General features: G+C 60.6%; 11 protein-coding genes. All 11 read left to right on the top strand.

Annotation, left to right across the window (positions count from 1 at the left end):
• Nucleotides 1-36 precede the first annotated feature (36 nt).
• On the top strand, nucleotides 37-831 hold the full coding sequence (scpB, locus tag ACP7DW_RS08595) for an SMC-Scp complex subunit ScpB (RefSeq protein ID WP_426054534.1): 795 nt from the start codon (nucleotides 37-39) through the stop codon (nucleotides 829-831).
• Entirely contained in the window at nucleotides 824-2,911 is a 2,088-nt protein-coding gene (gene rluB, locus ACP7DW_RS08590; protein ID WP_426054535.1) for a 23S rRNA pseudouridine(2605) synthase RluB, read from the top strand. The genes scpB and rluB overlap by 8 nt, the downstream gene beginning before the upstream one ends.
• A 341-nt stretch (nucleotides 2,912-3,252) precedes the next feature.
• Entirely contained in the window at nucleotides 3,253-3,741 is a 489-nt protein-coding gene (rimP, locus tag ACP7DW_RS08585) for a ribosome maturation factor RimP (RefSeq protein WP_071079329.1), read from the top strand.
• Complete coding sequence (gene nusA / locus ACP7DW_RS08580; RefSeq protein ID WP_298401587.1) at nucleotides 3,738-5,303, top strand: transcription termination factor NusA; 1,566 nt, start codon at nucleotides 3,738-3,740, stop codon at nucleotides 5,301-5,303. The genes rimP and nusA overlap by 4 nt, the downstream gene beginning before the upstream one ends.
• Before the next feature lie 46 nt (nucleotides 5,304-5,349).
• Nucleotides 5,350-8,208 (top strand): translation initiation factor IF-2, encoded by a 2,859-nt coding sequence (infB, locus tag ACP7DW_RS08575; protein ID WP_141171930.1) that lies wholly within the window; start codon nucleotides 5,350-5,352, stop codon nucleotides 8,206-8,208.
• 114 nt (nucleotides 8,209-8,322) lie between these two features.
• Nucleotides 8,323-8,745: a 30S ribosome-binding factor RbfA gene (rbfA, locus tag ACP7DW_RS08570; RefSeq protein ID WP_034782531.1), complete on the top strand. Its 423-nt coding sequence runs from the start codon at nucleotides 8,323-8,325 to the stop codon at nucleotides 8,743-8,745.
• A 2-nt stretch (nucleotides 8,746-8,747) separates the two neighbouring features.
• Nucleotides 8,748-9,683, top strand: coding sequence for a tRNA pseudouridine(55) synthase TruB (truB, locus tag ACP7DW_RS08565; protein ID WP_426054536.1), 936 nt, complete (start codon nucleotides 8,748-8,750; stop codon nucleotides 9,681-9,683).
• A gap of 207 nt (nucleotides 9,684-9,890) precedes the next feature.
• Entirely contained in the window at nucleotides 9,891-11,723 is a 1,833-nt protein-coding gene (gene typA, locus ACP7DW_RS08560) for a translational GTPase TypA (protein ID WP_176388866.1), read from the top strand.
• 120 nt (nucleotides 11,724-11,843) lie between these two features.
• Entirely contained in the window at nucleotides 11,844-12,839 is a 996-nt protein-coding gene (gene dusA / locus ACP7DW_RS08555; RefSeq protein ID WP_426054537.1) for a tRNA dihydrouridine(20/20a) synthase DusA, read from the top strand.
• The gene (locus ACP7DW_RS08550; RefSeq protein ID WP_426054538.1) at nucleotides 12,839-13,303 is read left to right on the top strand and encodes a hypothetical protein; all 465 of its coding nucleotides are present in this window, start codon (nucleotides 12,839-12,841) and stop codon (nucleotides 13,301-13,303) included. The genes dusA and ACP7DW_RS08550 overlap by 1 nt, the downstream gene beginning before the upstream one ends.
• Before the next feature lie 519 nt (nucleotides 13,304-13,822).
• Nucleotides 13,823-15,577: a methyl-accepting chemotaxis protein gene (locus tag ACP7DW_RS08545; protein WP_426054539.1), complete on the top strand. Its 1,755-nt coding sequence runs from the start codon at nucleotides 13,823-13,825 to the stop codon at nucleotides 15,575-15,577.
• Nucleotides 15,578-15,592 lie beyond the last annotated feature (15 nt).

Genomic DNA, 15,592 nt, shown 5'->3' with positions numbered 1-15,592 from the left:
CACACGAATTGCAATACACATCCGCACAGAATTGCTATGAATACAATTGAGGCTAAAAAAGTCCTCGAAACCGCGTTGCTGTGCGCTCGTGAATCGCTGACGATCCACAGCCTGAAAAAGCTGTTCGTCGATGCGGACGAGAATGGTCGCGTGCGCGGCGTCGGCGTCGGCGCCGACACGATCAAGCAATTGCTGGAAGAATTGCGGCAGGAGTGGGAAGGGCGCGGCATCGAGATCGTCAGTCTGGCTTCGGGCTGGCGCTTTCAAAGCCGCCCTGAAATGAAGATGTATCTTGACCGCATGACGCCCGAGCGGCCGCCCAAGTATTCGCGGGCGACCCTGGAAACCCTGGCCATCATCGCCTACCGCCAGCCGGTGACGCGCGGCGATATCGAGGAAATCCGCGGCGTTGCCGTCAATTCGCAGACGATCAAGATGCTGGAAGACCGTGGCTGGGTTGATGCCATCGGTTACCGCGACGTGGTGGGACGGCCGGCCTTGCTGGCCACCACCAAGCAGTTTTTGGATGACCTGGGTTTGCATTCGCTGTCCCAGCTGCCGCCTTTGCAGCAAATCAGTGAAATGCAGAGCAATGGGCTCGAAGCCCTGGAAGCGGCCCTGCAAGAAAATTTTGACAAGGCAAGCAATGAGCTTGTCCCCCAGCTTGGTGCAGGTAGCAATACGGCTGTGACAGATGTAGATGTGACAGCAAGCCTTGATACCGGCCCCGATGCTTCGCCCACGGACGAAGCCTACACTCACGACCCTGCGCCAGAACTAACGGTTGACGCTGCGCCAGGTCAGCACAGCCAAGAAACGAAGAATGAATAATCCGAACACACCCGAGACAGTAATCGCCAGCGACGAAGCCATCGTTGCCAAGCCCAAGCGCCGCACCAAGGCCCAGATCGAAGCCGACGCGGCTGCCGCAGGCACGGCTGGCGACGCTGTCGCCGCCAAGCCGAAGCGCCGCACCAAAGCCGACGTGGCCGCCGACTCAGTTGCTGAGTCCTCCGTCGCCGCCGCTGCTGAAGCAGCACCAGCCGTCAAGAAAACCCGCGCCAAGCCGGCCCTGAAGGCCGTGGCCGACGCCGCGGAAGCCGCTGCCGAGGCGGTTGCCGCCCCGGCGCCGCGTCCGCCGCGCGCCCGCGCCGCCGCCAAGGCCGCTGCCGCCGAGGCGGAAGCGGCGCCGGAAGTCGTCGCTGACAAGCCGGCCGAAGCACGCCCTACCCGTGGTCCGCGCCAGATGCGTGGCGTGCAGGCGGAACGCGCACTGCGCCAGCCTCCGCGCGCCGAAGCGCCGCAGGCGGCCGACGCCGTTGCCGCAGCGCCTGCCGCCGAGCAAGCCGCCGCGCCTGTCGCCGATGTGTTCGATGCCGAAGGCAACCTCGTGTCCGGTCCGCGCCTGCCGCGCGGTCCGCGCAACGACGTGCCGGGCGCCGGCAAGAATGCCGGCAAGAGCCGTAAAAAGGGCAAGGGCCGCCAGGCTGCGCCAGGTAAGCTCAGCGACGCGGATGCGGTCTTCTCGTTCGTCACCTCCGACGCGTTCGACAGCGAAGAAGGCGGCGCGGGCCGCGTGCAGAAAGTGGCCGTGCGCCGCGACCTGACGTCCGACGACGATGCGCCGAAGTTGCACAAGGTGCTGGCCGAAGCCGGTCTCGGTTCGCGCCGCGACATGGAAGACCTGATCGTGTCGGGCCGCGTGTCCGTGAATGGCGAGCCAGCCCACATCGGCCAGCGCATCCTGCCAAGCGACCACGTGCGCATCAATGGCAAGTTGATCCAGCGCCGCGTCAGCAAGAAGCCGCCACGCGTCTTGGTCTACCACAAGCCGGCCGGCGAAATCGTCAGCCACAACGACCCGGACGGCCGTCCATCCGTGTTTGACCGCCTGCCGACCATGAAAGCGGGCAAATGGCTGGCCGTTGGTCGCCTCGACTTCAACACGGAAGGCTTGCTGCTGTTTACCACTTCCGGTGACCTGGCCAACCGCCTGATGCACCCGCGCTACGGCATCGACCGCGAGTACGCCGTGCGTACCCTGGGCGAGCTGGAAGAGGGCATGCGCCAGAAGCTGCTGGCCGGCGTCGAGCTGGAAGACGGCCTGGCGCAGTTTTCGAAGATCGCCGATGGCGGCGGCGAAGGCATCAACAAGTGGTATCGCGTGGTGATCGGCGAAGGCCGTAACCGCGAAGTGCGCCGCATGTTCGAAGCGATCGGCCTGACCGTTTCGCGCCTGATCCGTACCCGCTACGGCGCCATGACCCTGCCGAGCGGCCTGAAACGCGGCCGTTGGGAAGAGATGGAAGAAAATACCGTGCGCGATCTGTTGACCGCCTACGGCATTGAAAAGAAAATGCCGGCATCGGGCGATCCCCGTGCCGCTGGCGCAGCCAAGGGCCGCGAAGCGCGCAAGGTCGAGCGCAAAGACCGCGATGACGAGCCGAATGGCAACCGCATCGATGTCAGCAACCGCAACGCCGATCCATTCCCGGTCGCGCCGCGCCGTGGCCAGCCGCAAGGCCAGTTTGCCCGTCCGCAAGGCCAGGGTCGCCCAGGCGGCGCCGGCCGTCCAGGCGAAGCGCGTGGTCCTGGCCGTGGCCAGCCGCAAGGTCCGTTCCAGGGTGGCCAGCCGCGCTCGTCGGCATCGTTCGACGGTGCGCCGCAAGGCCGTGCGCCGCGTGCGGCAGGCCAGGGTCAGGGGCGTCCTGCCGGTGGCGAAAGCCGCGCGCCGCAGCGCGGTCCACGTCAGCCCGATCCGCTGCAAACGACCTTCGGCTTTGCCAACACGGGTCCGCGCCGCAATGCGGGCGGTGGTGCCGGTGGCCAGGCGCGTTCCGGTGGTCAGCCGCGTGGCGGCATGGACCGTGGCGGCATGGATGGCATGCCGCGCCGTCGTAGCAAAGGTTAAATCAGGGGATTTCTTCTTGCGCGCCCGCTAATCTGCTGCGGGCGCGCGCTCTTGTAACTGTTGTAAGCCGGGCCTCTCCTTGTGCGCGGCATTGCGGCGAAGTTAATAAGAGGTTATAATCTGCAGCCTAATAAAAGTTCTCCGCAGGGTTGTTTGGCGGGGAGTGCTTGTCTGGTTGGGGAAATACAGGAAGATGGGCAGATGCCCATTTTTTTTTTGTTGAACCGTTTGTCATGGCTCCGCAAGGGGCCATATATGACTTGAATGCGTGTTTTTGCATGTTATCGGCGCTCAATGCGGCGCTGTCATGCCGAAAACGGGCCTTATTTCTGGAGAATTTCTTGCAGCAGTTGGGATTAATTGAAAAGACAGTTACAGGTCTGGGCTATGAGCTCGTTGATGTCGAACGTGCCGAGCGCGGAATGCTGCGCGTCTTTATTGATTTCAGCGCCGCCGATGCCGCTGAAAAAGGTCCGATCACGGTCGAAGACTGTGCCACGGTGAGTCACCAGTTATCGCATGTGTTGACGGTAGAGAACGTTCCTTACGAGCGTCTCGAGATTTCTTCCCCGGGTCTGGATCGTCCGGTGCGCAAGCTGGAAGACTTTGTCCGTTTCGCAGGTCAGGAAATCATCGTCAAGCTGAATGTGGCGATGCCGGGTACGAACAACCGGAAATCGTTCCAGGGGATCTTGCAAGAGCCCGTGGGCGATAAATTGTCGTTGGAATTTGAAGGTAAGGATGGTCCGGCGATGTTGGAGTTTACGCTCGCGGATGTGGATAAGGCACGCTTGGTGCCGCAGGTGGTTTTTAAGGGACGCAAAGCATGAGCCGCGAAGTTTTATTATTGGTTGACGCGCTGGCGCGCGAAAAAAACGTCGATAAAGATGTCGTCTTCGGCGCCCTCGAATTCGCGTTGGCGCAAGCCACGAAGAAACGGTATGAGGGTGAGGTAGACATCCGCGTTTCGATCGACCGCGAAACGGGCGAATTCGAATCGTTCCGCCGCTGGCACGTGGTGCCTGATGAAGCGGGCCTGCAATTGCCGGATCAGGAGATCCTGCATTTCGAAGCAAAAGAACAGATTCCCGATATCGAAGTCGATGACCACATCGAAGAACCGATCGAATCCGTTGAATTCGGCCGCCGTTTCGCCCAGGATACCAAACAGGTCGTCCTGCAGCGCGTGCGTGACGCCGAACGTGAACAGATCCTGGTCGACTTCCTGGAGCGCGGCGATTCGCTCGTCACCGGCACCATCAAGCGCATGGAACGCGGCGACGCCATCGTCGAATCGGGCAAGATCGAAGCGCGTCTGCCACGCGACCAGATGATCCCGAAAGAAAATCTGCGTATCGGCGACCGTGTGCGTGCCTACATCTTGCGCATCGACCGCAATATGCGCGGCCCGCAAGTGATCCTGTCGCGCACCGCGCCAGAATTCATCATGAAGCTGTTCGAACTGGAAGTGCCGGAAATCGAGCAAGGCATGCTGGAAATTAAATCCGCAGCCCGCGATGCCGGCGTACGCGCCAAGATCGCCGTCTATACGGCTGACAAGCGCATCGACCCGATCGGTACCTGCGTCGGCATGCGCGGTTCGCGCGTGCAGGCTGTCACCGGCGAACTCGGTGGCGAACGTGTCGACATCGTGCTGTGGTCGGAAGATCCGGCGCAGTTCGTCATCGGCGCCCTGGCGCCGGCGAACGTGTCGTCGATCATGGTCGATGAAGAAAAACACGCGATGGATGTCGTCGTGGATGAAGAAAACCTGGCAATCGCGATCGGCCGTTCCGGCCAGAACGTGCGCCTGGCCTCGGACCTGACCGGCTGGAAGATCAATATCATGACGGCCGAAGAATCGGCTGACAAAGCTGCCCAGGAAACGGCTGCCGTGCGCATCCTGTTCATGGAAAAGCTCGATGTCGACCAGGAAGTGGCCGATATTCTGGTAGAAGAAGGTTTCGCCAGTCTGGAAGAAATCGCTTACGTGCCAATTTCCGAAATGCTGGAAATCGAATCGTTTGACGAAGATACCGTCAATGAACTCCGTACCCGTGCGCGTGATGCGCTCGTGACCGAAGCGATTGCTTCGGAAGAGGGTCTGGAAGGCATGGACGAGGCGTTGGTCGGTCTGGAAGGCATGGACCGCATTACCGCCGGCAAGCTGGGTCTGGCTGGTATCAAGACCGTTGAAGCATTTGCAGCACTGGCATACGACGAATTTGGCGCAATCCTGGCCTTGTCTGCGGACCGTGCGCGTGAACTGATTACAAGTGAATTTAAAGATGTGACCGACGATGAGATGAAGTTGGTTGACTCGAAATATGACGATCGTGCCAAGGCGTTGCAAGCCAGGGCATGGAGTCTGGCCGAATCCGCAAAGGCTTAATTTGAGTATCTTTATCATCTCCGCGACACATAGAAAAGAGGACTGAATGGCGAGTAACAACGTAGCCCAATTTGCCACCGAACTGAAGATGCCTGCAGATTTGCTGCTGACGCAGCTGCGTTCTGCCGGCGTCGAGAAAAGTTCGACGTCAGATCCATTGTCGAAAGATGATAAGGACAAGCTTTTGGATCATCTGCGCCGCACACACGGCGCAGCGGCTGACACAGAAAAGAAAAAAATCACCGTGACCCGCAAGGAAACGACTGAAATCAAGCAAGCTGACGCCACCGGCAAGTCGCGCACCATCCAGGTGGAAGTGCGCAAGAAACGCACTTTCGTCCAGCGTGACGAAGCTGCGCCGGTCGCAGCAGAACCGGTCGCGCCTGCCGCACCGGTGATCGATCCCGCCGACGTGGCGCGCCGTGAAGAAGATGCCCGTAAACAGGCTGAACTGATCGCCCGCCAGGAAGCTGATCTGCGCGAAAAGCAAGAACGTCTGGCCAAGCTCGACGCGGAAAAAGAAGCCCAGGCGAAAGCCACACAACAGGCTGAATTGGCTGCGAAGAAAGAAGCTGAAGCGGAAGCGAAGAAAGCCGCTGCCAAGGCTGCTGCTGCGCCTGCCGTCAGCGCCGCTGCGCCTGTCGTTGACGACGCCGCTGCCGAAGCGAAAAAAGCTGCCGCCGCTGAAGAAGCGAAGAAGAAAGCTGCCGCCGCTGCTGTTGCCGCCAAGGAAGCCGCTGACAAAGCGGAAGCCACGGACCGCGCACGCAAGGCTGTTGCCGACGAAGTTGCCCAGATCAAGGCCATGATGAACGCGCCACGCCGCGCCATCAAGGCACCGGAACCCGTACCGGTTCCGGTCAAGCCGAAGGCGCCGGAAGGCACCCTGCACAAGCCTGCTGACAAGAAACCTGGCGACAAGCCGGGCGACAAGAAGCCTGCTGTTGCAGACAAGAAATCCATCAAGTCGGCCAATGTGTCGTCCACCTGGTCCGATGACGCGAAAAAACGCGGCACCACCGGTGGTCCCAAGCCACGCGGCAATAGCGGCCCAGGCGGCCGTGACAGCTGGCGCGGTGGCGCGAAGGGCCGTCGCCCGACGCACCATGACGACCGTGAATCGAACTTCCAGGCTCCTACGGAAGCCGTCGTCAAAGACGTGCACGTACCGGAAACGATCACCGTGGCCGAATTGGCACACAAAATGTCCGTCAAGGCATCCGAAGTCATCAAGCATTTGATGAAATTGGGCCAGATGTGCACGATCAACCAGGTGCTGGACCAGGAAACCGCCATGATTCTGGTGGAAGAAATGGGCCACAAGGCGTTCGCCGCCGAACTGGACGATCCGGAAGCGCTGCTGGCCGATGTGGGCGAACACGCGCACTTCGAGTCGAAGCCACGCGCACCGGTGGTCACCGTCATGGGTCACGTCGACCACGGCAAGACCTCGCTGCTCGATTACATCCGTCGCGCCAAGGTTGCCTCCGGCGAAGCGGGCGGCATTACGCAGCATATCGGCGCTTACCACGTCAATACGCCACGCGGCATGATCACCTTCCTCGACACCCCGGGCCACGAAGCGTTTACCGCCATGCGTGCCCGTGGCGCCAAGGCAACCGACATCGTCATTCTGGTGGTTGCCGCCGACGATGGCGTGATGCCGCAAACGAAAGAAGCGATTGCCCATGCGAAAGCAGCCGGCGTACCGCTGGTGGTGGCGATCAATAAGGTCGACAAACCGGGTGGCAACGTGGACCGCGTGACGCAGGAACTGGTCGCCGAGCAAGTTGTGCCGGAAGAATACGGTGGCGAATCGCCATTCGTGCCGGTGTCGGCCAAAACGGGTCAGGGTATCGACGACCTGCTGGAACAAGTGCTGTTGCAAGCCGAAGTGCTGGAACTGACGGCACCGGTCGATGCGCCTGCGCGCGGCCTGGTTGTCGAGGCGCGTCTGGACAAGGGCCGTGGTCCTGTCGCGACGATCCTGGTGCAGTCCGGTACCTTGAAACGCGGCGACGTGATTCTGGCTGGCTCTTCGTATGGCCGTGTTCGCGCCATGCTGGACGAGAACGGCAAGTCCATCGCTGAAGCCGGTCCTTCGATTCCGGTCGAAATCCAGGGCTTGACGGAAGTGCCGGTTGCCGGTGAAGAAGTCGTCGTCATGGCGGACGAGCGCAAGGCGCGTGAAATCGGTCTGTTCCGTCAAGGTAAGTTCCGCGACGTGAAACTGGCCAAGCAGCAAGCCGCGAAACTGGAAAACATGTTCGACCAGATGGCCGAAGGCGAAGTGAAAAACTTGCCACTGATCATCAAAACCGACGTGCAAGGTTCGCAAGAAGCGCTGGTTGGTTCGCTGCAGAAACTGTCGACCTCCGAAGTGCGCGTACAAGTGGTACACGCGGCAGTCGGCGGCATCACGGAATCGGACGTCAACCTGGCAGTCGCCTCGAAAGCGGTCATCATCGGCTTCAACGCCCGTGCTGATGCCCAGGCACGCAAGCTGGCCGAGTCGAATGGCGTGGACATTCGCTACTACAACATCATTTACGATGCGATCGACGAGATCCGATCGGCGTTGTCGGGCATGTTGGCGCCAGAGAAACGCGAAACCGTCATCGGCCAGGTCGAGATCCGCCAGGTTATCCTGGTCTCGAAAGTGGGCGCGATTGCCGGTTGCCTGGTCACCGATGGCGTGGTCAAGCGTGCTTCTTCCGTCCGCCTGTTGCGCAACAACATCGTGGTGTGGAGCGGCGAGATCGACTCCCTGAAACGCTTCAAGGACGATGCGAAAGAAGTTCGCGCCGGTCTGGAGTGCGGCCTGTCGCTGCGCAACTACAACGACATTCAGGTTGGCGACACCCTGGAAGTGTTCGAAGTCCAGGAAATCGCTCGTACCCTGTAATCACAGCAGTATTGGCGCGGACATAGTGATGTCCGCGCAAACACGTGGGGCGCATTGGTCAACGGGCAACCGTTTGACTCATGCGCCCTGCGGCACTTAGGACAGCATAAAATCATGGCTAAACATAGCAAAACCATGCCAGCGCGCGGCTTGCGCGTGGCCGACCAGATCCAGCGCGATCTGGCTGAAATCGTCGCCTACGAATTGAAAGACCCGCGCGTGGGCACGATGATCACCATCACCGAAGTGCAGATCACGCCCGATTACGCGCATGCCAAGGTGTTTTTCACGATGTTGAAAGACAGCAAGGAAGCCATCAAGAACACCACCGAAGGCCTGATGGCCGCGTCGGGCTTCATCCGTGGCTTGCTGGGCAAGCGCCTGCACATCCATACCCTGCCGATGCTGCATTTCGTGCACGACAGCTCGACGTCGCGCGGCATGGAAATGTCCTTGCTGATCGATAAGGCCAACGCCACGCGCGCGGCCGACGCCGAGCCGGACGAAAAGCCTGCAGACAAAGCGGACGAGCAATAACAGTGGCAGGTCCGAAGAAACCACCGGGCATCAAGCGGGTGCGCGACCTGGTCGACGGCGTCTTGCTGCTCGATAAGCCCGTGGGCTGGTCCAGCAACGATGCCCTGATCAAGGCAAAGCGCGTGCTGAATGCGAAAAAAGCGGGCCATACGGGTACGCTGGACCCGTTCGCCACGGGCTTGCTGCCGCTGTGCTTTGGCGAGGCCACGAAGTTCTCGCAGGACTTGCTGGAAGCCGATAAAACCTACGAAACCCTGGTGCACCTGGGGCAGACGACGGATACGGGCGATACCGAGGGCGAGGTGCTGGAAACGCGCGACGTCAACGTCACCGAAGAGCAGATCGAAGCCGTGCTGGCGCAGTTCCGCGGGCCGATTTTGCAGACGCCGCCCATGTACTCGGCCTTGAAACGCGACGGCAAGCCCTTATATGAGTATGCAAGGGCAGGCATCACCCTGGAGCGCGAAGCGCGCCCGGTGACCATCCACAAGCTCGAGTTCCTCGGCTACGAAGCGCCGTTCCTGAAATTGTCCGTGATGTGCAGCAAGGGCACGTATATCCGCGTGCTGGGCGAAGACATCGGCCATGCCCTCGGTTGCGGCGGCCATTTGAACGCCTTGCGCCGCACGCAGGTGGGCAGCCTGACACTCGATGGCGTGGTTACGCTCGACGAACTGACGGCGCATGCCACGCCGCTGAGCTTGCTTGCGCCCGTCGATGCATTATTGTCGAGTTTCCCCGCCATCCAGCTGACCGAAGAATTGGCCAAGCGTTTCCTGCACGGCCAGCGCATCGCGCTGGGCAAGGAAGAGGTCGCCGTACCAGCCGAACCGGGCAGGGTGCGCGTGTATCACGACAGCAAGCTGCTGGGCACGGGCCAGTTGCAGGAATACAGCATCCTGGCGCCGGAGCGTCTGATCGCCACGGCGCATCAATAAGTCACAGCAACGTCATATTACCCAGCGACACTCGTCAAACAGTGTCGCTTTTTTAAACAAATCGTCCCCGACTGCGGGAGCCGCCAGCATTTTTAGATAGCGTTGCAACGCAACATGCTATACTACGCGGTTCCGGAAATAGATTAGCATTCGGGTATCTCGTACACCTTGTACGCACTCCGCAGTTTTTCAGTAACTACTACGACCATGTCAAATACAAAACGCGCAATTCGTAATATCGCCATTATCGCCCACGTTGACCACGGCAAAACCACGCTGGTGGATCAGCTGCTGCGCCAATCCGGCACCTTCCGTGAAAACCAAGCGGTCGACACCCGAGTCATGGACTCGAACGACCTGGAAAAGGAGCGCGGCATTACGATTCTGTCGAAGAACTGCGCTGTTGAGTACGAAGGCACCCACATCAACATCGTCGACACCCCAGGCCACGCCGACTTCGGCGGCGAAGTGGAACGTGTTCTGTCGATGGTCGACTCGGTTCTGCTGCTGGTCGATGCACAGGAAGGCCCGATGCCGCAAACCCGTTTCGTCACGCGTAAAGCGCTGGCACTGGGTCTGAAGCCTATCGTTATCGTCAACAAGGTCGACCGTCCAGGCGCGCGCCCGGACTGGGCCATCAACCAGACGTTCGAACTGTTCGACAAGCTGGGTGCGACCGACGAGCAACTCGATTTCCCTATCATTTACGCTTCGGGCCTGAACGGCTATGCCGGCCTGACCGAAGACGTGCGCAGCGGCGACATGAAGCCGATGTTCGACGCCATCCTGGAACACGTGCCTGTCCGTGACGACAATCCGGAAGGCCCGCTGCAGATGCAGATCACCTCGCTCGACTACTCGTCGTACGTCGGCAAGATCGGCATTGGCCGCGTCAACCGCGGTACCGTTAAAGTTGGTCAAGACGTGCTGGTCATCAATGGCCCAGGCGCGACCCCGATCAAAGGCCGCATCAACCAGGTGCTGAACTTCAAGGGCCTGGAGCGCGTGCTGGTAGACGAAGCCGTTGCCGGCGACATCTGCCTGATCAATGGTATCGACGAAATCGGCATCGGTTCGACCCTGTGCGCAGTCGATACCCCGGACCCGCTGCCGATGCTGACCGTTGACGAGCCTACCCTGACCATGAACTTCATGGTCAACAACTCGCCACTGGCCGGCCGCGAAGGCAAGTTCGTTACCTCGCGCCAACTGCGTGACCGTCTGGACCGCGAACTGAAAGCCAACGTTGCTCTGCGCGTATCGCCAACCGACGACGACACGATCTTTGAAGTATCGGGCCGCGGCGAGCTGCACCTGACGATTCTGATCGAAAACATGCGTCGCGAAGGCTTCGAGCTGGCCGTATCGCGTCCGCGCGTGGTCTTCAAAATGGTCGATGGCGTGCGCCACGAGCCGTTTGAAAACCTGTCGGTCGACGTGGAAGAAGTCAACCAGGGCGGCGTCATGGAAGAACTGGGCCGTCGTCGTGGCGACCTGCAAAACATGGAATCGGATGGCAAGGGCCGCGTGCGTCTCGAGTACCTGATCCCGGCGCGTGGCCTGATCGGCTTCCAGGGCGAATTCATGACCCTGACCCGCGGCACCGGCCTGATGAGCCACGTATTCCACGAATACGCGCCAGTCGACAACACCCGTGGCGAAATGGCTGGCCGTCGTAACGGCGTGCTGATCTCGCAAGACGACGGCGCCGCCGTTGCCTACGCCATCTGGAAACTGCAAGACCGCGGCCGCATGTTCGTGTCGCACAATGACCCGGTCTACGAAGGCATGGTCATCGGTATCCACTCGCGCGACAACGACCTGGTCGTCAACCCGATCAAGGGCAAGCAACTGACCAACGTGCGTTCGTCGGGTACCGACGAAGCGGTGCGCCTGGTACCGCCAATTCAGATGTCGCTGGAATACGCGGTCGAATTCATCGAGGACGACGAACTGGTGGAAATCACGCCTAAATCGATCCGTCTGCGCAAGCGCTTCCTGAAAGAGCACGAGCGTAAAAAAGCGTCGCGTGATTCGTAATCTGTTGTAGCGCATGGCCTGCGGGCCATGCCGCTTCCGGCCCGCTGCGCCGCGTCACCGTCACTGGTGAGGCGCGCAGCGGGTTTGTCATTTGCAGCTCCTGTTTTTTTTGTAGACACCATGACTTCCTCTTCTTTGCCTTCCCGCCGCCTGTCCGTTGCCCCGATGATGGACTGGAGCGACCGCCATTGCCGCAAGTTCCACCGCGAAATCACGCGCCACACCTGGCTCTACACCGAGATGGTGACGACGGGCGCGCTGGTGTACGGCGACGTGGAACGCCACTTGCGCTTCAACGAGGAAGAGCACCCGGTGGCGCTGCAGCTGGGCGGCAGCGACCCGACAGACCTGGCCACCAGCGCCAGGCTGGGCCAGCAATGGGGCTATGACGAAATCAACCTGAACTGCGGCTGCCCGTCCGAGCGCGTACAGAAGGGCGCGTTTGGCGCCTGCCTGATGGCCGAGCCGCAACTGGTGGCCGACTGCGTGAAAGCGATGCGCGACGTGGTCGATATCGACGTCACGGTGAAGCACCGCATTGGCATCGATGACAGCGAGTCGTATGACTTCGTGCGCGATTTCGTCGGCACCGTGGCCGATGCCGGCTGCAAGACGTTTATCGTGCATGCGCGCAATGCCATCCTGAAAGGCTTGAGCCCGAAGGAAAACCGCGAAGTGCCGCCCCTCAAATATGACTATGCTTACCGCCTGAAGCGCGATTTTCCCCAGTTCGAGTTCATCATCAACGGCGGCATCAAGACCCTGGACGAGATCGACCTGCATCTGCAGCACCTCGACGGCGTGATGCTGGGCCGCGAGGCGTATCACAACCCGTATGTGATGGCGCAGTTCGACCAGCGCTACTACGGCGACGACACGCCCGTGAAAACGCGCGAACAGGTGCTCGAAGCGATGATTCCGTATATTAGCGCGCAGCTGGAAAAGGAAGCGGGGCGGCTGAAGCTCAACAGCATCACGCGCCACATGCTGGGCCTGATGCAAAACCTGCCTGGCGCGCGCGGTTTCCGCCAGACCCTGTCCGACTCGAAGAAGCTGGCCTCGGGCGACCCGCGCCTGCTGCTGGAAGCGGCGGCGCGCCTGTCTCTGCCCGCCTGATGCGCGCTGACTGCCACAGCCTTGCGCGCCTGATCGACGGCTACCTGCTGGCCGTCAGCGCGCTCAAGGATGATGGCAGCCTCTTCGCGTGTACCTATCTGGGCGCGCTGCCGCCGCAGGCATCCTTTGACGCGTTGTGCCGCGCGCTGGAAATCGCGCCGGACGGCCTGCGCCTGCAGCCGATAGAAGCCGTCGTGTGCAGCGGCGCCTTGTGCACGCCGCGCCAGTGGCTGCTCGAGCGCTTGCACCCGATCAGCGAGGCGGACCGCGCGCCGCTCGACGCGCGCCTGTTCGACGGTTTCGAGCGCGAACTGGCCGAACTGCTGGGCAGCGAGCCGCACTGGTATCAACTGGTATCATCGGGTCAGCGCAGCCTGGCCGGACAATTGGGCGCCATCTGGAGCGTCTTTGTCTTTGGCACAGAGTGCCACGCCTATGTGATGCATTGCAGCTGGGACCGCTGATCCAACTTGTCTATACCGCTGCCCTTGCGCAGTGGTATTGTCCGCACTCCCCCTTCCTCTGAGCACCTCTCCGCAAACGATGCAATATGGCTACGCCATGTGTTGTAAATGCGCTGTTTCGGCGCACGCCCGCACTGTCGTGGGGCATTTCTATGGGGCAAGAAACGGCGTTGTTGCCATTTCCCCGAAGAAAGTTAATCAGGCATTTATTCAGGTACTTATTGCTTGCTTTGAGGCAAAATTTACACCTATAATTGATTATAGACAAATATTTCTCATGTGAATTTTTGATGTTGATTTCATATTAACGGTGTCAACAATTCAGTCTGTGGAACAAATTTGCATTCGCAGTCACTGGCGTTTTCAGGGCTGTTGTAGACCAGGAAGTACCCCAGGCTGCGTGCGGCCGGATACCGCCAGCATACCAATGGGTAAGGGCGGATGCCGGTGTCTCGCGGCCTTCGTCTTGTCGTGCCGGGCAAAAATTCTTATCAATAGTTTCATTTACGAAGAGCCGAAATGAATTTAGCAAAAATGAAGGTTGGTACCCGCCTGGGCCTGGGATTCGCCCTGGTACTGGTTCTGCTGGTGGCCGTGACCGTCCTCGGCATCGCGCGCATGGCGCAAATCCAGGAACGTCTCGATCACGTGATCAATGTCAACAATGTCGTCACCCGCCTGGTGATCGACATGCGTGGCAACGTCAGCGACCGCATCACCTCGCTGCGCATCCTCACCCTGATGACTGACGCGAGCGATATGGAGCCGGAAATGGCGCGTATCAAGACGCAGACCAGCACCTATCAGGAAACGCAGAAAAAGCTCGAAGAGAAATTCGCCGTCGAGTCGACTACCGAAGAAAAAACCTTGCTCGCTTCGATCAAGGAATACGAGGCGGCAGCCATGCCGGCCATCGCCAAGGCGTCGGCGCTGTGGATGGCCAACGATGCGGAAGGCGCCACGCGCGTGATGATCAAGGAAATCCGCCCGGTACAGAAAAAATGGATCGATGCGCTGGAGCAATTGGCCACCCTGGAAGACAAGTTGAACGAGCAGATGCAATCGGATGCCCGCAAGGCGTTTGACAGCGCGCGCCTGTTCATGATCATCCTCGGCGTACTGGCCGTGGCGATGGGCGTGGCGGCGGCACTGATCATTACCCGTGGCCTGCTCAAGCAGCTCGGCGGCGAGCCCGACTACACGGCTTCGATTGCCGGCAGCATCGCCAAGGGCGATCTGTCGATCGGCATCCATACGCAAAGCTCGGACAATTCCAGCCTGCTGGCGGAAATGAAAGAGATGCGCAATAGCCTGGTCGGCGTCGTCGGTCAGGTACGCGTCGGTACGGAAACCATCGGCACGGCCTCGCATGAAATCGCCGACGGCATTATCGACCTGTCCTCGCGCACCGAAATGCAGGCCAGCGCCCTGGAAAAAACCGCCTCCGCCATGGAAGAGCTGACCTCGACCGTGAAACAGAATGCGGACAATGCGCGTGAAGCCAACAAGCTGGCCGCCACCGCCTCGGACGTGGCCATCAAGGGCGGCTCCGTGGTGTCGCAAGTGGTTGACACCATGAGCTCGATCAATGAATCGGCGAAGAAAATTGTCGACATCATCGGCGTCATCGATGGCATCGCCTTCCAGACCAACATCCTGGCGCTGAATGCGGCCGTGGAGGCGGCGCGTGCCGGCGAGCAAGGCCGCGGCTTTGCCGTGGTGGCCTCGGAAGTACGCAACCTGGCCCAGCGCTCCGCTGGCGCCGCGAAAGAAATCAAGATCCTCATCGACGATTCGGCCGAGAAGACGGAACGCGGCACGCGCCTGGTAGGCCAGGCTGGCGTGACGATGGGCGAAGTGGTCGACAGCGTGCGCCGCGTCACCGACATCATGAGCGAGATCGCCAGTGCCAGCCAGGAGCAAAGCGCCGGCATCGAACAGGTCAACCTGTCGATCATCGAGATGGATGGCATGACGCAGCAAAATGCGGCCCTGGTGGAACAGGCGGCCGCTGCGGCGCAAAGCTTGCAAGACCAGGCGGCCGAACTGGCCCATGTGGTCAGCATCTTCAAACTGGTCGAAGGCGAAGACAAGCCGGCAGCGTATGTGCCGGCCCCGGTGGCCGCCGCGCCCGTCGCCGTGCGCAAGCCGGCGCCGGCATTGCGCCCGGTCAAGTCGCTGACCCGCAAGCCGGAAGCGGCCGCTCCCGTGGCCGCTCCTGCGCCACGCAAGGCGGCAGGCGCCGGCAGCAATGACGAGTGGGAAGAGTTTTAAGCGCGACCAACAGCG

This window comes from Janthinobacterium sp. PSRC1-1 (assembly GCF_049897525.1).
In the GTDB taxonomy this organism is placed as follows: Bacteria; Pseudomonadota; Gammaproteobacteria; order Burkholderiales; family Burkholderiaceae_D; genus Janthinobacterium; species Janthinobacterium tructae.
The sequence above is the reverse complement of the archived record's forward strand: the minus strand, read 5'-3'. Positions and strand labels throughout refer to the sequence as shown.